At 62.3% G+C, this 22237-nt stretch carries 19 protein-coding genes; 12 read left to right on the forward strand and 7 right to left on the reverse strand.

Annotated features, from left to right (window positions below; all coding sequences use genetic code 11):
- Window positions 1–174: 174 nt before the first annotated feature.
- Genes ACMU_RS05800 through ACMU_RS05810 form a run of 3 tightly spaced genes read right to left on the reverse strand, consistent with a single transcriptional unit; the run spans window position 175 to window position 1735 of the window.
- The gene (locus ACMU_RS05800) at window positions 175–819 is read right to left on the reverse strand and encodes a DUF1638 domain-containing protein (RefSeq protein WP_051588011.1); all 645 of its coding nucleotides are present in this window, start codon (window positions 817–819) and stop codon (window positions 175–177) included.
- The gene (locus ACMU_RS05805; protein WP_035257109.1) at window positions 816–1013 is read right to left on the reverse strand and encodes a hypothetical protein; all 198 of its coding nucleotides are present in this window, start codon (window positions 1011–1013) and stop codon (window positions 816–818) included. Before ACMU_RS05805 ends, ACMU_RS05800 begins: the two co-directional genes overlap by 4 nt.
- Window positions 1014–1033: 20 nt before the next feature.
- Complete coding sequence (locus tag ACMU_RS05810; protein WP_035257111.1) at window positions 1034–1735, reverse strand: corrinoid protein; 702 nt, start codon at window positions 1733–1735, stop codon at window positions 1034–1036.
- 103 nt (window positions 1736–1838) lie between these two features.
- Between ACMU_RS05810 and ACMU_RS05815 the strand changes: the two genes are divergently transcribed.
- On the forward strand, window positions 1839–2945 hold the full coding sequence (locus ACMU_RS05815; RefSeq protein ID WP_051588014.1) for a PA0069 family radical SAM protein: 1107 nt from the start codon (window positions 1839–1841) through the stop codon (window positions 2943–2945).
- Window positions 2946–2971: 26 nt separating this feature from the next.
- On the opposite strand, the gene bmt is transcribed toward ACMU_RS05815, so the two are convergent.
- Both bmt and ACMU_RS05825 read right to left on the reverse strand, forming a co-directional pair.
- Complete coding sequence (gene bmt, locus ACMU_RS05820) at window positions 2972–3991, reverse strand: betaine--homocysteine S-methyltransferase (protein WP_035257114.1); 1020 nt, start codon at window positions 3989–3991, stop codon at window positions 2972–2974.
- 173 nt (window positions 3992–4164) lie between these two features.
- Window positions 4165–4479 carry a DUF1476 domain-containing protein gene (locus tag ACMU_RS05825; protein WP_035257116.1) on the reverse strand — a complete coding sequence of 105 codons (315 nt, stop codon included), beginning with the start codon at window positions 4477–4479 and terminating at the stop codon, window positions 4165–4167.
- Window positions 4480–4674: 195 nt separating this feature from the next.
- Between ACMU_RS05825 and purC the strand changes: the two genes are divergently transcribed.
- The 9 genes from purC to ACMU_RS05870 all read left to right on the forward strand — a co-directional run bounded on the left by purC (window position 4675) and on the right by ACMU_RS05870 (window position 16344).
- Window positions 4675–5433, forward strand: coding sequence for a phosphoribosylaminoimidazolesuccinocarboxamide synthase (purC, locus tag ACMU_RS05830; protein ID WP_035257603.1), 759 nt, complete (start codon window positions 4675–4677; stop codon window positions 5431–5433).
- Window positions 5434–5447: 14 nt separating this feature from the next.
- On the forward strand, window positions 5448–5678 hold the full coding sequence (gene purS / locus ACMU_RS05835) for a phosphoribosylformylglycinamidine synthase subunit PurS (RefSeq protein WP_035257118.1): 231 nt from the start codon (window positions 5448–5450) through the stop codon (window positions 5676–5678).
- Window positions 5678–6352, forward strand: coding sequence for a phosphoribosylformylglycinamidine synthase subunit PurQ (purQ, locus tag ACMU_RS05840; protein WP_035257120.1), 675 nt, complete (start codon window positions 5678–5680; stop codon window positions 6350–6352). Before purS ends, purQ begins: the two co-directional genes overlap by 1 nt.
- 45 nt (window positions 6353–6397) lie before the next feature.
- On the forward strand, window positions 6398–8161 hold the full coding sequence (locus ACMU_RS05845) for a sensor histidine kinase (protein WP_035257121.1): 1764 nt from the start codon (window positions 6398–6400) through the stop codon (window positions 8159–8161).
- A gap of 15 nt (window positions 8162–8176) precedes the next feature.
- The gene (locus tag ACMU_RS05850) at window positions 8177–9508 is read left to right on the forward strand and encodes a sigma-54-dependent transcriptional regulator (protein WP_035257123.1); all 1332 of its coding nucleotides are present in this window, start codon (window positions 8177–8179) and stop codon (window positions 9506–9508) included.
- Window positions 9509–9908: 400 nt separating this feature from the next.
- Window positions 9909–12818 (forward strand): ribonuclease E/G, encoded by a 2910-nt coding sequence (locus tag ACMU_RS05855; protein WP_035257125.1) that lies wholly within the window; start codon window positions 9909–9911, stop codon window positions 12816–12818.
- 155 nt (window positions 12819–12973) lie between these two features.
- Entirely contained in the window at window positions 12974–13729 is a 756-nt protein-coding gene (locus ACMU_RS05860) for a cytochrome c biogenesis CcdA family protein (RefSeq protein WP_035257127.1), read from the forward strand.
- A gap of 60 nt (window positions 13730–13789) precedes the next feature.
- Complete coding sequence (locus ACMU_RS05865) at window positions 13790–15001, forward strand: hypothetical protein (RefSeq protein WP_035257129.1); 1212 nt, start codon at window positions 13790–13792, stop codon at window positions 14999–15001.
- On the forward strand, window positions 14998–16344 hold the full coding sequence (locus ACMU_RS05870; RefSeq protein WP_035257130.1) for a cytochrome P450: 1347 nt from the start codon (window positions 14998–15000) through the stop codon (window positions 16342–16344). The genes ACMU_RS05865 and ACMU_RS05870 overlap by 4 nt, the downstream gene beginning before the upstream one ends.
- Here ACMU_RS05870 and ACMU_RS05875 read toward each other — a convergent pair.
- Window positions 16341–18803, reverse strand: coding sequence for a penicillin acylase family protein (locus tag ACMU_RS05875; protein WP_035257132.1), 2463 nt, complete (start codon window positions 18801–18803; stop codon window positions 16341–16343). The genes ACMU_RS05870 and ACMU_RS05875 overlap by 4 nt on opposite strands.
- 73 nt (window positions 18804–18876) lie before the next feature.
- On the opposite strand from ACMU_RS05875, the gene ACMU_RS05880 reads away from it, so the two are divergent.
- Window positions 18877–19749: an NAD(P)-dependent oxidoreductase gene (locus ACMU_RS05880; protein ID WP_035257135.1), complete on the forward strand. Its 873-nt coding sequence runs from the start codon at window positions 18877–18879 to the stop codon at window positions 19747–19749.
- Complete coding sequence (locus ACMU_RS05885) at window positions 19749–21068, forward strand: ferredoxin reductase family protein (RefSeq protein ID WP_051588017.1); 1320 nt, start codon at window positions 19749–19751, stop codon at window positions 21066–21068. Before ACMU_RS05880 ends, ACMU_RS05885 begins: the two co-directional genes overlap by 1 nt.
- Here the strand turns inward: ACMU_RS05885 and ACMU_RS05890 are convergent.
- The gene (locus ACMU_RS05890) at window positions 21058–21615 is read right to left on the reverse strand and encodes a lipid-binding SYLF domain-containing protein (RefSeq protein WP_035257137.1); all 558 of its coding nucleotides are present in this window, start codon (window positions 21613–21615) and stop codon (window positions 21058–21060) included. The two genes, ACMU_RS05885 and ACMU_RS05890, sit on opposite strands and share 11 nt — an antisense overlap.
- Between the last annotated feature and the right edge of the window lie 622 nt (window positions 21616–22237).

Consider the following 22237-nt stretch of genomic DNA (forward strand, 5'->3'; position numbering starts at 1 on the left):
GCAGCAACCGTGCCTGCCGTCTTGGTGAAAAAGACCGCGGGGTGGCGATCTGACGCCCGATTGGGAACGCTTTATGCTTGCCACGTACATCCTGCGCTGGATTTCGCGGCAACGTCGGCAAAATCGCCAGCCCTCTGGGGCGGTCTGGCGATCAACCGGGCGCCTCCGGCGCTGTTAACCGGTTGAATTTGCGGCGCCTTCCAACACTCCGGCCAGATCGCCATAGCCGGTGAAGCGATGCTCGAACCGCAGGCCCAGCCGGTCGGCGCATTCCCGGGCCTTGTCGCGCAGTGCTGCGTCGTCGGTTTGCGCCAGGTACACCAGCCGGTCGTAATTGCCGAAATATTCCGGCAACAACTCGGGATGCCGGTCCAGCCCCAATGTCTGCCAGACAAAGGCGTCAAACTGTCGGGTCAGGAAATCGGTCAGGTAAAACGCGGTGACCTCGTCGCGGTCGGCAAAAGCCTGCAACCCGTCAAAGAACGCATAACAATGCGGCCCCGGAACCATCTGCACGCCCAACCGGTCGCACAGCCGCTGCAGCTCGCCCCCCGTCCCGCAATCCGCATACACAACCAGCACCTTGTCGAACCCCGCGGCGCGTTCGGCCAGCGCGGCCTCGACCGCCGGGGCGATCCGTTCGGGGCGGGCATGCAGGATGGCGGGCAGGCAATGCAGGGTGACGTGGTCCCAGCCATTCAGCCGGATCAGCGCAAGGATCTCGCGCGCCAGCGCCCCGCAAGCCAGCATCAGCACCTTGCCGCCATCGGTCAGCGTGTTTGCGTGATCGGTCAGCTGCGCGTCGTCGGGCGTGTTCATCGCCGCCAGATCACGACAAACAGCCGCGCCAGGCACAGCCCCACAATCGCCAGCGCCATCACCACCTTGGCGCCGTCCACCAACATCGTCTGCTGCACCAGCGACAGGCGCGCCAGGGCTTGCACCCCCAAAACCGTGGCCAGCCCTGCAAGCAGGACCAGCAAGATCAGTTTTGTCCAAGTGCCAAACGGCATGCGCGGACCTTTCCGTTGGATCAGGCCGTGGCCTGGTTGTGACGGCGCGCGATCAGCTCTTTGGCCATCTCGACCGCAACGGCGGCGTCATCGCAATAGGCATCGGCGCCGATGGCGGTGCCAAATTCCTCGTTCAGCGGCGCGCCACCGATCATCACAATGTAATCGTCGCGCTTGCCCTGCTCAACCAGCGTGTCGATGACGGTTTTCATATAGGGCATCGTGGTGGTCAGCAGCGCCGACATGCCCAGGATATCGGCGTCAAACTCGGCCAGCGCGTCGATATAGGCGTCGGCATCGTTGTTGATGCCAATGTTCTTAACCTCGAACCCGGCGCCTTCCATCATCATCGTCACAAGGTTCTGGCCGATATCGTGAATGTCGCCCTTCACGGTGCCAATCACCATGCGGCCCATGCGCGGCGCCCCGGTTTCCGCCAGCAGAGGTTTCAGGATCGCCATGCCGGCCTTCATCGCCTTGGCGGCCAGCAGAACCTCGGGCACAAACAGGATGCCGTCGCGGAAGTCGTTGCCCACAATGGTCATGCCATCCACCAGCGCCTCGGTCAGCACCTTGTAGGGCGTCCAGCCGCGCGCAAGCAGGATATTCACGCCTTCGACGATTTCCTCGTCCATGCCGTCATACAGATCATCATGCATCTGCGGCACCAATTCTTCGTCGGGCAGTTCGGACAGGATCAGATCGTCTTCTTCGTCAGACATGGGGTGTCTCCTTCATGGGCCCAGAGAGGTTGGGCGCGAAATTTCCGGGGCAGGGCGCGTGACCGGGCTGGTACGGTGCCTTGCGATGTTCTATATTTGTTCTATGTCGCGCCAAGCAGAGATTCCCCCGCAAAACGCCGTAAGGCCGCGCAACCGGACACCCGGGCGCGCGGCGGTGGACAATGCGACCGGCCGGTTCGAGCCGTACAGGACCGTGCCCGTCGACGATGGCTGGGTTGGCGATGACGATCCGCCGCCGGTGCTGCGCACGCAGATCCGGCACGAGCGGCCGCGCAAGGTGATCACGCGGAACAGCTCGCCCGACCTGCCATTTGACCGGTCGATCAACCCTTATCGTGGCTGCGAGCATGGCTGCATCTATTGCTTTGCCCGGCCGACGCATGCCTATCTGGGCCTTTCGCCGGGGCTGGATTTTGAGACACGTCTGGTGGCGCGTCCCAGTGCGCCGGAGGTTCTGGCGCGCGAGCTGTCCAAGCCCGGCTATCGCCCCGCGCCGATTGCCATCGGCACCAATACCGACCCCTATCAACCGGTCGAGAAAGACGCCCGCATCATGCGCCGCATTCTGGAGGTGCTGCTGGAGTTTCGACATCCGGTCAGCATTGTGACCAAAGGCGCGCTGATCGAACGCGACTTGGACTTGTTGGCTGAGCTGGCCAAGCTGAACCTGGTTCAGGTCGGTATCTCGGTCACCACGCTGGACCGGAAACTGTGCCGCGCGATGGAGCCGCGCGCCGCGGCCCCGCAGCGGCGGTTGCAGATGATCGAGGCGCTGGCGGGTGTCGGCGTGCCGGTGCGCGCCATGGTGGCCCCGGTCATCCCGGCGCTGACCGACCACGAGATCGAGGCGATCCTGACCGCCTGCCACAAGGCCGGCGCGCGCAACGCCACGTGGATCATGCTTCGGCTGCCGCTGGAGGTCAGCGAGCTGTTTCAGGACTGGCTGCGGCGCACCGCGCCGGGGCGTGCGGCCCGCGTGATGGGCCATGTGCGCGACATGCACGGGGGCAAGACCTATGACGCGCAATGGGGCAAGCGCATGCGGGGCGAGGGGCATTATGCCGAGATCATCGCCGCGCGGTTCAGCCGGGCCGCCAAGGCGCTGAACCTGCATCACGACAGCCCGCCGCTGCGGCTGGACCTGTTCAAGGTGCCCCCGCGTCCCGGCGATCAGCTGTCGTTGTTCTGAGTTGCCCATGGCATGGCCTGCGGCGATCAGCTCGCGCGGCGACGGCGACGGGCGCGCTGCGGTTTGGCGGCCTCGTCGGCGCCGGTGCCGTCGGAGGTGCTGGAAAACGCGCCCAGCTTTTCGGCGATAACCTCCAGCGACGGGCGTTCGCCACGCGGCGTTTCCTCGAGCGCGGCGCGCATGTGGCGCAGATGCTCGGGCGTGGTGCCGCAGCAGCCACCGATGATGGTGGCGCCGCTGTCGCGGGCCAGAACGGCGTAATCGGCCATCAGCTCGGGCGTGCCATCGTAATGGATATGGCCATCGTGGTATTTCGGAATGCCGGCATTGCCCTTGGCAATCAGCGGGCGTTCGGACCCGGCGGCGGTGAACCCCTGAACGGTGCGCAACAGGTCCGAGGCGCCAACCCCGCAATTTGCGCCATAGGCAATGGGCAGGTGATCCAGCTTGTCAACCAGCGTCGACATCGCGGCCGAGGTTACACCCATCATGGTGCGCCCGGCGGTGTCAAAGCTCATGGTGCCGCACCAGGGCATGCCGGCCAGATGCGCGGCTTCGGCGGCGGCGCGGTATTCCTCGGGGGCGGAAATGGTTTCCACCCACAGCACGTCAGCACCGCCGGCCTTCAGGCCCTCGGCCTGTTCGTGGAACATCTCGACCGCGCGGGTATAGGTCAGGGGGCCCATCGGCTCCATGATCTCGCCGGTGGGTCCAACCGAACCAGCCACAACAATCTTGCGGCCCGACGCGTCAGCCACTTCGCGGCCCAGTTCGGCGGCCAGCTTGTTCAGTTCGAACACCCGGTCCTCGGCGCCGTGCAGCGCCAGACGCGAGGCGTTGGCGCCAAAGCTGTTGGTCAGAAATAGGTCCGAGCCCGCATCCACCGCGCCGCGATACAGGTTGCGGATCTTTTCGGGCTGGTCGGCATTCCACAGCTCAGGGGCGTCGCCCGAGCTGAGGCCCATGTTGAACAGGTTGGTGCCCGTGGCGCCGTCGGCCATCAGCCAGTCATTGGTTTTCAGCAGTTCAGTCAGGACATCGGTCATTGTGGGGCCTATCGTCGCGCGGGAGGGGAAAACCCCATAAAATCAGAGCGCGACAGATGCCACGATATCGTGAGCACATCAAACGATAATTCGTCATAATGATGATGAACGGCCTGCATGTGGCCGTCTGGCCCGGCCCGGCACATGGCCGGGCGGGGCGGGAACCGTCGGCGTTAACCTTCGTTCAGCAGCTGGTCTTTGGCTTCGGCCAGAACCTCGGCCATCTTGTTGCGGATCGTTTCCTCGTCCGCCTTGTCGCCCAGATCGCCGGAAACCTTGCGGAACACGTCCTCGTGCCCGGCTTCCTCGAAATCCGATTTCACCACTTCGGTGGCATAGGCCTCGGCATCGTCGCCCGATTTGCCCAGCAGCTCGGCCGCCCAAAGGCCCAGCAGTTTGTTGGCGCGTGCCTGCGCCTTGAACTGCATTTCGGCATCATGGGCGAACTTGTTTTCAAACGCATTTTCGCGGTCGTCAAAAGTGGTCATCGGGGACGCATCCTTGTTGTATTCTGTCCTCTTATATCTATGCCATTCAAGCGCCGGTGCAAAGGGGAAGAGGTGCCGCAGTTTGGCAGTTTTGGCGTTGATTTCGCTGCGCCTTGCTCTGCCCACGCCCATCGCGTATGTACCGGCGCATCCACCGGGGCGCGCATCGCGTCACCCGTGCAGATCGGAGAGCTCATGGCACGTCGTAAGAAGATTTATGAAGGCAAGGCGAAAATCCTGTACGAAGGCCCCAAGCCGGGCACCATCGTGCAGTATTTCAAAGACGACGCCACCGCCTTCAATGCCGAGAAGAAGGACGTGATCGAAGGCAAAGGCGTGCTGAACAACCGCCTGTCCGAGTTTTTCATGACCGGTCTGACGCAGATCGGTGTTCCGACGCATTTCCTGGAACGTCTGAACATGCGCGAGCAGCTGGTCCGCGCGGTCGAGATCATCCCGCTGGAGATCATCGTGCGCAACTATGCCGCCGGGTCGATGGCCAAACGTCTGGGCCTGGAAGAGGGCACGCCGCTGCCGCGTCCGGTCGTCGAGTTCTCGTATAAGGAAGACAGCCTGGGCGACCCGCTGGTGCCCGAGGAATACATCATCGCGTTTGGCTGGGCCACGCAGCAGGATCTGGATGACATCGTGCCGCTGGCGCTGCGGGTCAACGACTTTATGTCGGGCGTGATGTATGGCGTCGGCATCAAGCTGATCGATTTCAAGATCGAAGTGGGCCGGGTTTATGAAGGGGACTTCATGCGCCTTGTGGTCGCCGACGAGATCAGCCCCGACAGCTGCCGGCTGTGGGATATCAAGACCGGCGAGAAGCTGGACAAAGACGTGTTCCGCCGCGATCTGGGTAATCTGACGGATGCCTATACCGAGGTCGCGCGCCGTCTGGGCGTGATGCCCGCCAATACCGGCCACCCCAAACCCACGTTGATCAACTGAAGGACCCGAAAACGATGAAAGCCCGCGTACATGTGATGTTGAAAAACGGTGTTTTGGATCCGCAAGGGGATGCGGTGCGCCATGCGTTGGGGACGTTGGGATTTGACGGGGTCAACGGCGTGCGGCAGGGCAAGGTGATTGACCTGGACCTGGCCGATGGCACGTCAGAAGAGACGATCCGGGACATGTGCGAAAAGCTGTTGGCGAACACCGTCATCGAAAGCTACAGCGTGGAGATCGCCTGATGCGGGCGGCGGTGATCCAGTTTCCGGGCTCGAACTGTGATCGGGACATGGCCGTTGCGCTGCGCAGCGTGGGTGGCGACAACTCAACCCAGATCGTGTGGCACAAGGAAACCGAACTGCCCGAGGGGCTGGACCTTGTGGCGATCCCCGGTGGTTTCTCGTTTGGCGATTATCTGCGCTGCGGGGCCATTGCGGCCCAGTCGCCGATTGCCAAGGCCATCGTGCAGCATGCCGAACGCGGCGGCTATGTTCTGGGCGTGTGCAACGGGTTTCAGGTGCTGACCGAAACCGGGTTGCTGCCCGGCGCGCTAATGCGCAATGCGGGGCTGAAATTCGTGTGCAAGCCGGTCGACATGACCGTGCAGACCGCCGACAGCGATTTCACCCGCGGATACGCACAGGGCGACAAGATCACTGTGCCGGTGGCGCATCACGACGGCAACTATACCATCGACCCGGAAGGTCTGGCACAGTTGCAGGGCGAAGACCGCATCGCCTTTACCTATGACAACAACCCCAACGGCGCGCTGGCAGACATTGCCGGCATTCTCAGCGCCAACCGCCGGGTTCTGGGGATGATGCCGCATCCCGAGCGCGCGATGGAGCCTGCCCACGGCGGGACAGACGGGGTGGCGCTTTTCCGCGCGTTGGCGGACACGATGGCGCTGGCTTGACGGCCTGCGCTTGTCGGCGGGGGCAGGGCGGTCTAAATTCGGCGCATGTCCTCGCGTTCTTCGGTCTCTCGTAAAGTGCCGCGCATTGAAAAGGTCTCGTGGCGGACCCGGTCGATCTTTTTTGCGTTCCTGCTGATGGCGGTGGCGCTGGTTTGGGTGACCAATACCCTGCTGACGGACCGGTTCACGGCCACAACGCGCAACCGGGCCGAGGTGCGGTTGGCGCTGTATTCCGGGAACATCCTGTCCGAGCTACAGCGCGCGTCGGTTGTGCCGCTGCTTTTGTCGCGTGACCCGGCGCTTTTGGGCGCGCTGAATTCGAACGATTTCTCGCAAAGCTCGCAGCGTTTGATTTCATCGGTGGAAGAGATCGGCGCGGCCTCCTTGACGATGCTGGACAGCGACGGTCGGGTGGTTGCGGCCACGGACCGGTCGCAGATCGGTGCGCAGCTCAGGCAATTTGCCCCGTTTGTCGATGCGCTTCGGTCCAAGGATACCGTTTTCAGCGTGACCGAGGCTGAAACAGGTGCCACCAACTTTACCTATTCGCGCCGCATGATTTCGGATCGCGAGAATGTTGGCGTGATCGTGGTGGCGGTGGATCTGGCCAAGTTCGAAGACAGCTGGGCGGGTATCTCGGACGCGGTGTTGGTCACCGACAGCGAGGGGCGCATCATGCTGTCGACCGAGCCGAGGTGGCACGGGTTGTCGGTGGACGAGGCGCTGGAAACCCGGTCTGCGTCATCGGCGATCCGGCGGGCGATCAAGGCTACCGCGGATTGGGCGGCGCTGCCGCCGGATGCGTTTACGCTGGGCGAGGCGGTGATGCGCAACGAGGCGCGCATTCCGTTCCAGGGGTGGCGGTTGGTGTCGTTCACCTCGTACAACTCGGTGCGCGAACGGGTGAACGCGGTTCTGGCGCTTGAGATCATGGCATTTGCCCTGCTTCTGGCCGCCGGGTTCTACGCGGTGTCGCGCCGCGCCCGGTCGCGGTCGATCTTTTTTCAGCGCGAATCGGCGGAGCTTCGCGCATTGAATGCACGTCTACAGCGGGAAATCGCCGAGCGTGAAAAGGCCGAACAGCACCTGCAAGTGGCCGAACAGACGCTGGCGCAAAGCTCGAAACTGGCGGTGCTGGGCGAGATGTCGGCGGCAGTCAGTCACGAGCTGAACCAACCCTTGGCGGCGATGAAAACTTATCTGGCCGGGGCACGTTTGTTGTTGCAGCGGCGACGCCCTGACGAGGCGCTGTCCTCGTTCCTGCGGATCGACGATCTGATCGAACGGATGGGGGCGATTACCAAGCAGTTGAAAAGTTATGCCCGCAAGGGGGAAGAGGCGTTTGAGCCCTTGGATTACAGGGCTTGCGTCAGTTCCTCGCTGTCAATGATGGAGCCGCAGCTGAAGCAGCGCAAGGTGACGATCACCCGCACGTTGCCGCCCGAACCGGTGATGGTCATGGCGGATCGTATCCGGCTGGAACAGGTCATCGTGAACCTCTTGCGCAACGCGCTGGACGCCACCAAGCAGACCGAGGACGCGCAGGTGGATCTGATCCTGTCGGCTGGCGATACAGCTAAGCTGACGGTGCGCGACAATGGACACGGGATCGAAGACCTCGATGCGCTGTTCGAACCGTTTTACACCACCAAGGCGCCGGGCGACGGTGTGGGGCTGGGGCTTGCCATTTCCTCGGGGATCGTGAACGACCTTGGGGGACGGTTGACCGCCCATGAAGGCAACGAAGGTGGCGCCGTGTTCGAGGTACAACTGCCGATCATGTCCGACGACATGGCCGCGGCGGAATAAGCAGGAGGCAGTCCCATGGCCCAGGGCACCAGGATCGCGATCATCGACGATGAAAAGGACATGCGCCAGTCGATCAGCCAGTGGCTGTCGCTGAGCGGGTTTGAGACGGAGACCTTCGCCTCGGCCGAAGACGCGTTGAAATCCATCGGCCCGGACTATCCCGGTATTGTCGTGTCGGACATCCGGATGCCGGGCATGGATGGCATGGCCCTGCTGAAACGCCTGATGAGTATCGACAGCGGCCTGCCCGTGATCATGATCACCGGTCACGGCGACGTCCCCATGGCGGTCGAGGCGATGCGAATCGGGGCGTATGATTTCCTTGAAAAGCCGTTCAACCCCGACCGGATGACCGAACTGGCCCGTCGCGCCATACAGGCACGCAAGCTGATGCTGGACAACCGCGCGCTGCGGCGTGAACTCAGCGACGGCACCGTTCTGATGAAAAAGCTGATCGGCTCCAGCCCGGTGATGGAGCGGCTGCGTGAGGATATTCTGGATCTGGGCCAGGCCGATGGCCATGTGTTGGTTGACGGCGAGACCGGCACCGGCAAAACGTTGGTGGCCCATGCACTGCACGCCGTTGGCCCACGGGCCGGGCGCAAGTTTGTGCAGGTGTCGTGTGCCGCCCATGACGAAGACGCGCTGATGACCAAACTGTTTGGCCCGTTGGAAGAGGGCGGGGCGATCCCTCTGGTCGAGGAAGCGCGCGGTGGCACGTTGTGTCTGGAAGATATCGAGGCCGTGCCCGAGGCCGTGCAGGCCCGCCTTTTGACCTTTATCAACGATCAGGGCACCCCGCCCGAAACGCGGATCGTCGCGGTGTCGAACCTGCAGGAACCGGGCAAAACCTGCGAGGACAAGCTGCGCCCAGACCTGTTCTATCGCCTTGCCGGGCTGAAGATCACGCTGCCACCGCTGCGCAGCCGGGGCGAGGATGTTCTGGTACTGTTTTCGCGGATGGCCGAACAGTTTGCCGAGGAATATGGCGGCGATGTCATCGAAGTGTCCGCGCAAGAGGCGGCGCAGCTGTTGCAGGCCCCATGGCCGGGCAATGTGCGCCAGCTGATCAACTTGGCCGAGCGGGCAACGTTGCAGAACCGGCGGGGCAGCGGTTCGATCACCGCGTTGCTGATGGCCGAACAGGACCAGCCGCAGACCGTGGTGACCACCGACGGCAAACCGTTGAAGGAATATGTCGAAGCCTTCGAGCGCATGTTGATCGATAACACGATGCGCCGCCACAAAGGGTCGATCGCAAGCGTTATGGAAGAGCTTTGCCTGCCTCGACGCACGCTTAACGAGAAGATGGCGAAATACGGGCTGTCACGGTCTGAATACCTCTGAACGCGGTCGCCCGGAAAAATCTGTTTGTATTCCCCCCCGAACTGCCGGTAAGGTCAACCGGCAGGTATGTGTCAGTGTTATGACATTTCTGCAAAACGAATTCACTGTTTCCGGTGCCGTTGCGGGCAAAGACGCCCCGGCACGGCGCTGACAACAGATTGAACGGTTCGATACGAACCCTTTCTGCCCAACCTGCGAACAGGTGGGCGCAAATAATGGACGCCTTCAGGCGTCGGAGACAAACCGCGATGGAACGCGTGCGCAAAAACAGGCAACCCGAAGGCAGGCATGTCGCCGCCCGGTCCGTTGCATGCGCCCGACCCCAAGCCCAAACAAGACACCTCGCACGCAGCCGCTCACCTGACAGGGAGCGGCCAGATCGACGGTGCAAAGAGTTAAAATGGCTAAGAAAATGCTTATCGATGCCACCCACGCGGAGGAATGCCGCGTTGTGGTCGTCGACGGAAACAAGGTTGATGAGTTCGATTTCGAAAGCGTCAACAAACGCCAGCTTGCTGGCAATATCTACCTTGCAAAAGTAACACGGGTTGAGCCGTCGCTGCAGGCGGCTTTTGTGGATTACGGCGGAAACCGGCATGGTTTTCTGGCGTTTTCCGAGATTCATCCCGATTATTACCAGATCCCCGTTGCCGATCGCGAAGCGCTGATCGCTGAGGAACTGGCCTATGCCAAGGCGCAGGCGGAAGAAGACGAAAAACCGACCAAATCGCGTCGCTCGCGGTCACGGTCGCGTTCGCGGTCCAAATCCAAGACCGATGCGTCGAAGGCGAAGGCAGATGCTGCGAAAGCGGAACAGGCCAAAACCGACGAGGTGAAAGCCGACGAAACCAAGGCCGAAGAGGTTCAGACCGAAGAGGTGAAGGCGGAAGAGGCCGTGGAAGCACCTGCAACGGTCGAGGCACCCAGCAGCATGGATGTGGTTGATCTGGGCGATGAAACGCCCGATGACGACACGCCGCCGGAAACCATTGCCGCCGCAATTGAAAGCGATGAAGACGCGGTTACCTCGGGCGACGTGGACGAACCCGAAGCGGAAGAAGAAACCGCCGAAGCGGATGGCGAAGATGCGCCGGAACCCGTAGCCGAAGCTGCTGAGGCGACGCCGGATGCCGAGGACACCGCAGAAGAGGTGCATGAAGCGCCCGCCGAAGACGTGACTGAAGACGTCGCTGAGGACGTGACGGAAGCCCCGGCAGAACCCACAGTAGAGACCCCGGCGGCCGAAGACACCGTCGAGGAAGCTGCACAAGAGGGTGAAGAACCTGCCGAGGTAGAGGCCAAGACCTCTTCGGATGACGACGATGCCGTTGAAGAAGACAACGGTGAGGAAAGCGGCGAGGATGACACCCCGCTGGACGCGTCCGAAAAGGACTCGGATATCGAATCCGTCGCGGATGAAGATGTAACCGAGGAAATTCGCCAGCCGCGCAAACCGCGCCCCAAGCGCTATAAGATCCAGGAAGTCATCAAGGTGCGCCAGATCCTTCTGGTGCAGGTGGTCAAGGAAGAACGCGGCAACAAGGGCGCGGCGCTGACAACCTATCTGTCGCTGGCCGGCCGCTATTGCGTTCTGATGCCCAACACCGCGCGCGGCGGCGGCATCAGCCGCAAAATCACCAACGCCACGGATCGCAAGAAGCTGAAGGAAATCGCGGGCGAGATCGAGGTGCCGCAAGGCGCCGGCCTGATCATCCGCACCGCGGGCGCCAAACGCACCAAGTCCGAGATCAAGCGCGACTATGAATACCTGCAGCGCCTGTGGGAACAGGTGCGCGAGCTGACGCTGAAATCCATCGCACCCGCCCCGATTTACGAAGAGGGCAACCTGATCAAACGCTCGATCCGCGACCTGTATAATCGCGATATCGACGAGGTTCTGGTGGAAGGCGAAGCCGGATATCGCGTGGCCAAGGACTTCATGAAAATGATCATGCCGTCCCACGCCAAGAACGTGAAGCACTATACTGATCCGCTGCCCCTGTTCGCGCGTTATCAGGTCGAAAGCTATCTGGGTCAGATGTTCAACCCAACGGTGCAGCTGAAATCGGGCGGCTATATCGTGATCGGCGTGACCGAGGCGCTGGTGGCGATCGACGTGAACTCGGGCCGCGCCACCAAGGAAGGCTCGATCGAGGAAACGGCGCTGAAAACCAATCTGGAGGCCGCCGACGAGGTGGCCCGCCAATTGCGCCTGCGCGACCTTGCCGGTCTGATCGTGATCGACTTCATTGACATGGAGGAGAAGCGCAACAACACCGCCGTTGAAAAGCGGATGAAAGACAAGCTGAAGACCGACCGCGCCCGCATTCAGGTGGGCCGCATCTCGGGCTTTGGCCTGATGGAAATGTCGCGCCAGCGTCTGCGCCCCGGCATGATCGAGGCAACCACCCAGCCGTGCCCGCATTGCCACGGCACCGGGCTGATCCGGTCCGACGACAACCTGTCGCTGACCATCCTGCGCCAGCTGGAAGAGGAAGGTGTGCGCGGCCGCTCGAAAGAGGTGTTGCTGAAGGCGCCGGTGGCTGTGGCCAACTACCTGATCAACCAAAAGCGCGAGCATCTGGCACAGATCGAGGCGCGCTATGGCATTTCGGTCCGGGTCGAGGCCGATCCGCACCTGGTCAGCCCCGATTACTCCATCGAACGGTTCAAGACCGCCACACGCAACGTGCCCGAGCCGTCGACGCCGGTGGTGTCGCTGGATATGAGCGATCTTCCCGAAGTAGTGGAAGAGGCGGAGGAGGCCCCTGCCGCCGAGACAAACGAAGACGCGCCTGCACCCAAAAAGCGCCGCCGTCGCCGCCGCCGGAAAAAGTCCGGCAGCAATGGCGAAAACGGGTCAACCGGGGGCAATGGCGAACAGGCTGAAGAGGGCAAGGCGGAAGACACTGACGCAGCATCCGAAGCCGCGCCGGAAGCCACGACCGAGGCGACACCGGAGGCCAAGGAAGACGCACCTGCAGAACCGGTTGCCGAAGACACGGCGCCTGAAGAAAAAGCCCCGGACGTTGCCGTCGAAGAACCGGCGGGTGACGCTGCGGTTGAGGACGCTCCGGTAGAAGAGGTTGCGCCCGAGGACACGCCGGTTGAAGACCCTGCGCCCGAGGAAGCCGCCGCCGAGGAGGAGTCCGTCGCGGTGGACGCTGCACCGGACCCCGAACCCGAGCCCGAGCCGGAACCCGTAGCAGAAGCTGCACCCGAGCCTGAACCCGAGCCGGTGGCCGAAGAACCCAAAGAACCCGAAAAGCCGAAGGTTAAGCGCCGCGGCTGGTGGTCGCTGCAAAGCTGATCAGGGTTCATATCAGACCTTGGGGCCCACCCTGTTGCGGGGTGGGCCTTTGGTTTTCCGGTCATCATTTCATTTTTGCCACGGGAATGTGACCACATGTCGGGTGTACCTTGGGCCCTGTCACGGTATGCAGGAGGCAGGCAAAGAGGACAGGCATGTTTGGAATCGAGATCATAGACGCCGCGCTTCTTCCGGCGATGCTGGTGGCGCTGGTTGCAGGGGCAATCAGTTTTCTGTCGCCTTGCGTTTTGCCCATTGTGCCGCCTTATCTGGCTTACATGAGCGGCATCTCGGTTTCGGATATGGCCGACGGCACTGCAAATACGCGCCGTAAAACACTGTTGCCGGCCACTTTTTTCGTTTTGGGACTGTCGACGGTATTCCTGTTCCTTGGGTTTACCGCCTCGGCCTTCGGGGCGTTCTTTCTGACCAACCAAGGCTATTTCAACACGATCGCGGGCGTCATCGTGATGGTGTTTGGCCTGCATTTTCTTGGTATCTACCGCTTTGCCTTCATGGACCGCGAGGCGCGGCTGGATGCGGGCGACCGTGGTGGTTCGGCCGTGGGGGCCTATGTGCTGGGCCTGGCCTTTGCCTTTGGCTGGACGCCTTGCATCGGCCCGCAGCTGGGCGCGATCCTGTCGCTGGCCGCGTCCGAGGCCAATGTGGCGCGCGGCACGATGTTGCTGGCGGTATATGCGTTGGGTCTGGGTCTGCCGTTCCTGCTGGTCGCCGCGTATTTCGAGCGTATGGGCGGGGTGATGGCGTGGATGAAGCGCCACATGGAAAAGATCGAGCGGATCATGGGGCTGCTGTTGTGGACCATCGGGTTGCTGATGCTGACCGGTGGGTTCTCGCAATTCTCATTCTGGCTGTTGGAAACCTTCCCGGCACTGGCCGCCCTTGGATAATCCTTAATTTCGCCGAAGTTTTCGCCTAACCTGCCACGTAACAAAAAAAGTGAGCAGATCATGAGTGAAACCAAGGCCACAGTGCGCAAACGCCGGGTATTCTATATTCCCGGCTATGACCCGTTTCCCCCGCGTCGCTATCGCGAGCTTTATCGTAAAGAAAGCAAGGCGCAGGCGGCGGTATCGGGCTACGAAATCGCGCAAAAGCCGCGCAAGTCTGACGGCGGGCCATTTGGCTGGGACGTCACCGCAACGATGGGGGGGGGCGACGTTCAGGCGCGGATCGAGGTGCTGGTCTGGTCCGACATCGTGCGCAGTTCCATGCGCAGCGGTGTTTTGGCCACTTACCTGGCGATGATCCGGCTGTGCTGGACCTATCTGGCCTCGGGCGCGTTTTTCCGGCTGGCGCGGCTGCGCAAAGGGCCGGTGATTGCCGCGCTTTACCCCATCGTGATGCTGATCGGGCAGCTGGTGTTGGCCTTGCTGATCGGGCGTCTTGCCGGGGCAATCCTGTCGCTGACGGAGGTGCCGGGGATCGGCTGGGCCGGGCTGGCGGTCAGCTATTACAGCCTTTGGTGGTTCCGTAAACTCGATGGCAATCTGTTTGCCTATTACCTGACCCATGATTATGCCTTTTCGGCCCGCCATAACGGCGCCAACCCACCCGAACTGGAGGCGCGCATGGCCGAGTTTCGCACCCGCATCGCCGCCGCCATGGCCAGCGATATTGACGAGGTGTTGGTGGTGGGCCATTCCTCGGGCGCGCATCTGGCGGTGTCGGTTCTGGCGGATCTGATCCGCGCGGGTGAGGTGCCGGCCAACGGTCCGGCATTGTCCTTCCTGTCCTTGGGGCAGGTGGTGCCGATGATGTCTTTCCTGCCCAAGGCTGATGTGCTGCGCCGCGACCTGCAGTTCTTGTCGGTCAGCGACCGGCTGAGCTGGGTGGATGTGACCGCGCCCGGCGATGGCTGCGCCTTTGCGCTGTGTGATCCGGTGTCGGTCAGCGGCGTGGCGACCGAGGGCAAACGCTGGCCGCTGGTGCTGTCAGCCGCGTTCACGCAGACGCTGGCACCCGAGACGTGGAAGAAGCTGCGTTGGCGGTTCTTCCGGCTGCATTTTCAGTATCTCTGCGCCTTTGACCGGCCCGGCGATTATGAGTATTTCGCCATCACCGCCGGCCCGCATACGCTGGGCGAGCGGTTCGCGGGCCGCGAACCGTCCAAAAGCCGGATCGAGGCGCCGCAATCGCATTATACCTCGACCGCCGCATGAGCACCCCGCCGAAACCGGCCGCAAGGCCCGACAAGGTGTCGCTGTGGCGCTATGTGCGGCTTTTTCGTCAGGACATCTTGTCGGCGCAACCGGCGCGGCTTTACCGCGCAAAAATGGCCGAGTTTCGCACGCCGTTTTTCCGGTCGTATCTGGTGAACCAGCCCGATCTGGTGGCCGAGGTGCTGAAGGCGCGGCCCCTTGAGTTCCCGAAATCCAACCGGATTGCCGAAGGGCTGCGGCCCTTGTTGGGAAATTCGGTTTTTTTGACCAATGGGGCGGAATGGCAGCGCCAGCGGCGCATTATCGACCCGGCGTTTGAAGGCGGGCGGCTGCGCGACACGTTCCCGGCAATGCTGGCGGCGGGGAAGGCGGCGGCGGACCGTCTGAGCGAAGGCCCGGTCGAGATCGAGGCCCAGACCAGCCATGCCGCCGCCGACGTGATCTTTCGCACGCTTTTTTCGATCCCCATCGACCACGATATCGCCCGGCAGGTGTTTGAAAGGTTTCGTGATTATCAGCGCAGCCAGCCGATCCTGAACATCGCCGCCTTTCTGCCGCTGCCCCGCTGGGTGCCACGTGGCCATTCGCGCCGCACCAAGGCGGCGGCGCGGGACATTCGCGCGCTGATCACCCGGCTGACGGCCGAACGCATGCAGGCGATCGGTGCGGGCACGGCGCCCGACGATCTGGCCACCAAGATCATGACCACCAAAGACCCCGAAACCGGGCAGACCTTTGATGTGGACGAGATGGTGGACCAGGTGGCGATCTTTTTTCTGGCGGGTCACGAGACCTCGGCCTCGGCCCTGGCCTGGGCACTTTACCTGCTGGCCACGCACCCGGATGCGCAGGCCCGCGTGGCCGAGGAAGCGGCGCAATTTGGCGACGCGCCGGGTTTCGCCGATCTGTCCAAACTGCGCTTTACCCGCGACGTGTTCCGTGAGGCGCTGCGGCTTTACCCGCCGGTGCCGATGATGGTGCGCGAGGCAACGCGGCCCGAGGCGTTCCGCAACCGCACCCTGCGCAAAGGCGCGCAGATTGTCCTGTCGCCCTGGCATCTGCACCGGCATCAGCTCTATTGGGATAACCCCGACGGGTTTGACCCCGACCGCTATGCGACCGACGAAGGCAAGGCCTGCCTGCGCGACGCGTTCATCCCGTTTTCCGCCGGTGCACGGGTCTGCACCGGCGCGGGGTTTGCCATGGTCGAAGGACCGCTTCTGCTGGCACTGATCGCGCGGAAATGGCGATTGGCGGCCCAGTCGAACCAAAAACCGGTTCCGGTGGCGCATCTGACCGTGCGGGCCCGCGACGGCATCCACCTGAACCTGACCCCGCGCTAGCCACCGGGCGAAAGCTGCGTGATCCCCACTGCGCCCGCGCGCGCCAGGTCGGGGTCCAGTGACATGGGGATGTATTCGCCGCGCCGCCACAGCTCGCCCAGATCGTCGTAATGGCGCGAGAACGGGTGGCCCGACTGCCCGGTCGAAGTGACAAAGACCGAGCTGTCGGGGTCGGCGAAATCATAAACCCCGCGATAACCCGCGCCATGCACATTGGCAAAAGGCGCGTCGCCCGCGCCCGCGGTTTTGCCGCGGTTCAGCGTGTTGTCGCCGCCCGAGGTTGACTGGCGGATGTTGACCAGCCATTTGATCACCGGAATGTCGCCCAGCACCGGGTGATCGTGGCGCGCCACATGCGCATCCCCCCAGCGCAAGCTTTCCAGTGTGCCGCCGTGGTTCTCGGCGATCCAGATCAATGCTTCGTCCAGCGCGATGCGGGCAACATCCGTGCAGGTCTCGGTGATGGTGGATTGTATAACGTCGCACCAGGCCGAGGCGCCATCGGTGTCGCGAAAAACACGCTCGATAAACAGCGGGTTCACATGGGTGAAGGCCTCGGCCAGCGGGCCCAGATCGTCGCGGATCAGCCGGTCTTGCAGGTGGCGCATCCAGGCGGCATAGATCAGCGGCTCGGGCAGATGCTCGTTCATCTCGCCGTTCCAGTTGGCCAACAGCTCTAGCGCCTGTTGCCGTCGCCGCTCGGTCGAGCCATCGGGGGCGGCCTGCCCGGTGAACCACAGATCGCGCGCCACAAGTGGCAGCAGGGCGCGGGCGGTGGGGCTGACACTGTCCAGCTGCGCCTCGATAAAGCTTTCGCGGGTATGGACCTGACGGGCCTGCATCAGGCGGCGCCAGCGCTGGATACGCTGCGTGTCCCCCCATTCATGGCTGACATGAAGGGGAAAAGGGCGGTCGACAATCTTGTTGTTCGTGTTGCCTACCAGGCCGCCCTCGGGCGCAACGAAATTCGGGTTGGCCGAAAAGGGCAGCATTCCCTGCCACCGGTTCTGCGTGACCCACCCTTGGCTGGGCATTCGACCGCGCGATTGGTGGTTGGCATAACGGCGGGGCATATGGCCAACCAGTTGCAGCGCAATACTTTCCTGATCGATCAGCGTCAGGTTGATCGCCGGGGCGACCCAAAGGGGCAGGTTGGCACGCGCTTGGGCCACGGACTGGGCCTGCATCAGGCGTATGGCGGCGGTTGTGGTGGTGTCTTGGTCAGACAGTGCCGTCCAGTTGATTGATGCCACGTGACCGCGCGGGGTGATGGCCGCCAGATCGTGATGCGTTCCGGGCATCACCGGACCGTTCTCTGTGTTTCGCAGGGTGATCGTGACCGGCTGGGCATCCTTGACGTTGATGATAACGCGGCGCGTCTCGAAACTCTTATAGCCGTCTGGGGTCAGGTACTCTTCGGGATTGTCGGGGTTCAACTGTTCGATGTGCACATCGGCGTCATCCAGGTACGAGGCGGTCAGGCCCCATGCCAGCTTTTCGGACCGGCCCAAAAGGATCACCGGCGTTCCGGGGACCGAGGCACCGATCACGCCGCCACTGGCAAGCTCCAACCGGGCGAGATACCAGATGGACGGCGCGGTGAACCCCAGATGCGGGTCGTTTGCCAACAACGTGCCCCGGGCGGCTGACCGGTCGGGCGCAGCGGCCCAAGCATTCGAGGCGCCGGCAAATTCCGGCCCGGTTCCGGGCGCAAGAGGCCGATGGGCAAAACGGGGCGGATACCGCGTCGGCACAACACCGGGCACAAGCTGCGCATAATCGGGCAGGGCCGCGATGCCGCCCCCCGGCGTGTCCGGCAGGATATCAACCAAGCGCGCCTCGGGCAGAACCAACGAGGTCCGGGCGCGCAGAACTTCAGCCTCGACCGCGCCGGACAATTGAAAAGCTATCAGTTTTCCAATGGCCATGGAATCGGCAGGAGACCATGCAGAAATGGCATTGGAGAACAGGAAGAACTCGGGCGCGCCACGGCCAAGCGCCCCTTGGTTGACCTGGTCGATCCAGGCGTTGACGCCGCGGGCATACGCGGTCAGCGCGGCCTTGGTTTCGGCATCCTGTACCTCGAACGACCGCACGGCTGCGCCGTACAGGTCATACCGGCGAAACATCTCGTCGGTTTTCACCGTGGCGGTGCCAAACAGCTCGGACAGGCGCCCCTGCACGGCGCGGCGCATCATGGTCATCTGCCAAAGCCGGTCCTGTGCGTGGGCAAAGCCCAGCCCGAAATAGACGTCTTCGTCCTTGTCGCCAAAGATATGCGGCACGTTGGAATGATCGCGCACGATCTCAACAGGGTCGGAAATCCCCGGGACGGTGAAGCTGGCCGAATAGTCGGGTAAAGAGCGCGAGCCGAGGTAATAGACCCCATATGCACCCATCGCCAGAATGAGCAGCGCAAGCGACACCAGCCCAATCAGCCCCCGAAAAATCAGCCGCATTTCCCGCCTCTTGATTGCCAAATCGTACCGTTGCGATAAACAACACCAATGCAGATTAAAAGGGAGGCCAGCAATGGCAAAGGTGAGTTTTCTGGGTCTGGGCGTCATGGGCTACCCCATGGCTGGGCATCTTGTTGCCAAGGGCCACAGTGTAACGGTCTTTAACCGCACCGCCGCCAAGGCACAGGCATGGGCTGACCAGTATGGCGGCGCAACTGCAGACACGCCAGCCGCCGCTGCAGACGGGGCCGAGTTCGTGATGGCCTGTGTTGGCAATGATGATGATCTGCGGGCGGTTTGCACGGGCCCCGATGGTGCGTTTTCCACGATGGCCGAGGGCAGCGTTTTCGTGGACCACACCACGGTTTCCGCCAAGGTCACGCGTGAACTGGCCGAGATCGCAACCCAATCCGGTGTGGGGTTCGTTGACGCGCCGGTGTCGGGCGGTCAGGCCGGGGCGGAAAACGGCGTCTTGTCAGTCATGTGCGGCGGGGATCAGGCAACCTATGACCGGGCTGAACCGGTGATTGCTGCCTATGCCCGCATTTGCCGGCGACTTGGGGAAAGCGGGGCAGGGCAGATGACCAAGATGGTCAACCAAATCTGCATTGCCGGCCTTGTTCAGGGCCTGAGCGAGGGGTTGAACTTTGCTGACAAGGCGGGGCTTGATCCCCGTGCCGTGGTCGAGGTGATCAGTCAGGGCGCTGCCGGCAGCTGGCAGATGGCCAACCGATACGAGACCATGGCCGACGACAAGTTTGACCACGGTTTCGCCGTTGACTGGATGCGCAAGGATCTGGACATCTGCCTGTCCACCGGCGACGAGATCGGTGCCGCTTTGCCGGTGACGGCGTTGGTGGATCAGTTTTACAAGGATGTACAGGCGCTTGGCGGCGGGCGCTGGGATACGTCCAGCCTGATCAAACGTCTGAGGGCGCTTGGTTGATGCGCATTCAGGGAATTCTGCTGATCTCCGCCCTCATGCTGGCCCCGCTTTATTGGGTGGTGCCGCTGATGGGCAAACATGACGCCGTAGCAGCGTTCAGCCAATACCTGGGTATGGCGTCCTTGATCGGGATGGCCTGTGTGCAAATCCTGGCGATGCGTTTGCCGGGCACCAGTCTGATCTTTGGACCGCTGGACAAGGTCTATGTCTTGCATAAATGGGTGGCCGTTGTTGCAGTTTCGGCGGCGGCTTTGCACGACACCATCGACGCCGAGATGCGCGATCTGGGCCGCCCCGGCGGGCTGGAGAGCCTGGCCGAGACCATGGGCGAGATCGGGTTCTACGGTCTGCTGCTGTTGGGCTTTGCCACGATCATTCCGTTTATACCCTACCACCTGTGGAAGCTGTCGCATAAGTTCATCGGCGCATTTTTTGCGCTTTCGGCCTTCCATTATTTCTTTATCGAGAAACCATTCGACAACGCCGATCCCCTTGGCCTTTACGTCGGCGGTTTCTGTGCTGCGGGTCTGTTGGCCTATCTCTACATGCTGCTGTTTTACGGCATGTTGTCGCGGCGCCATCGTTACAGCATCGAGGCCGTGGACCGTATGGGGGACGTGACGGAACTGACGCTGGCCCCGGTGGGGCGCGGGATGAAACACAAGGCCGGGCAGTTTGTTTTCATCGGCCTCGATCTGGACAATATGGGCGAGGTGCACCCGTTCACGCTGTCCGGCGCCCCGCAAGAGGATCGCAAACTGCGCGTGGCGATCAAGGCCTTGGGAGATTACACCAGCCAACTGCCTGAACGGGTACAGCCCGGCGTGCAAGCCGTGCTGCGCGGTCCGTTTGGTGGGTTCTGCCGACCACGTGTATCCACACCGCAGCTTTGGGTGGCTGGGGGCATTGGCATCACGCCCTTCCTGTCATGGCTGCGCGGAGTCGAGGGCGATCTACCCGCACCCACATGGCTCTACTATTGCGTTTCGCAACCTGACGCGCCGTTTGTGGCAGAGCTTCAGGCCCTGGCGGCCAGGATCGACCATCTGAACCTGAAGGTGATTGTCTCGGGGCAGGGGCGGCTAACGGCGGACCGCGTTCGGGCCGATATGGGTGAATTTGCAGACAATGCGGGGCGTTGGTTCTGCGGGCCGGACAGCCTGCGCGACGCGCTCCAGGATGGTCTGGGAGGCAGCAAGTTCCATGCCGAAGCCTTCGAAATTCGTTCGGGTATCGGCATTCGTGCGGCATCGGCGTGGATTTGGGCGCGGCTGCGGCCGCGCCTTCAGATGGCGGTGGAGAAACGCGTCAAGGGATGATGCGGTTGTAGGCGGTGCCTTCCAGCGAGGCGCCAACCAACAGGCCCGCCTGCCCAAACACCACGGCAACCACAGGGTCAAGCGCGGTCAGCGTTTCGGCCCCGATGCTGCCGCCCTGATCCGGTGTCGCGTATTTCAGGTCTGCACCAAAAGACAGCCCCTCGGACGTGCGGAAACTGTTCAATGCACCGGGCGTCAGGAAAAACAGCGCGTGGGCGTATTGCTGTGCCCCGACTTGCAACCCGAACGAGGCCTGCGCCGCCGAGTAATAGTCAACCGTTGCGCCGCCAATGCGCAGCGCGCCTTCGCCGTATGACGCGCCAACAAGGAAGCCAGCCTCGGTCACCAAGGGCATCCAAAGCACACCTTGCGCTTTTTGCTCCAACTCGGCGGTGCCGGCCACGTTGTTCAGCAGGTATTGACGCGAACTGTCAACGCGCGCGTCAACCTCGGCCGCGCCGTTCGAGCCAATGCCATTGCCGCAAGCAGATAGTAAGGTGGTTGTGCCCGCGGCGCTGAGGAAGCCGCGGCGTGTGATGCTGCTCATAAGATCTCTGCCTTTTCGCCTGTGCGGCCTTTCTGGCCGTCGCCACAAATTCTAGGGGGTTTTGACGCGCGTGTCACGTGACCTTGTGGTGAAGAGGGTGTTTGGGCGGGAAATGACCTGTGGGGTTTAGGAGTTATGGTTCGGAGGCAATCGTAGTCTTTGCGGCGAAAGTCGGCTTCGAGCCCATTTTACCAAATGCTGCGCAATGCACGAATGTCGGCTCACGTTGCGGTGGGACGGGACTTGAGATAGCGTCACCGTGTGAAATACTTTCGAAACATAACGTCAATGTTGCTCGTAACACTTCTGGTCCTAATGACGGGACTGGGCGGTACAGCACATGCGTTGTCGAATGATTGTGCCAACGGGCATTGCGATGACCACGTGACCATGACCGTTACGGAACACCACGCCGGACACGTTTCGGGGGAAACAACAGATAGCACTACGCGCGGATCGCACGACATGGCGCATGAAGATTGCAATCCGCTCTTGTGCAATTTTCTCGCGCTCACTTGGGTGTCTTCCGAAGCCGTTTTTGACCAGTCTGAGGCCGCTTTGGCTTGGCAGGTTTCAAGCCACGCGGCGCTAGAAGAACCGGACAACCCGGACAGACCACCTA

The sequence above is a fragment of the Actibacterium mucosum KCTC 23349 genome, assembly GCF_000647975.1.
GTDB lineage: Bacteria > Pseudomonadota > Alphaproteobacteria > Rhodobacterales > Rhodobacteraceae > Actibacterium > Actibacterium mucosum.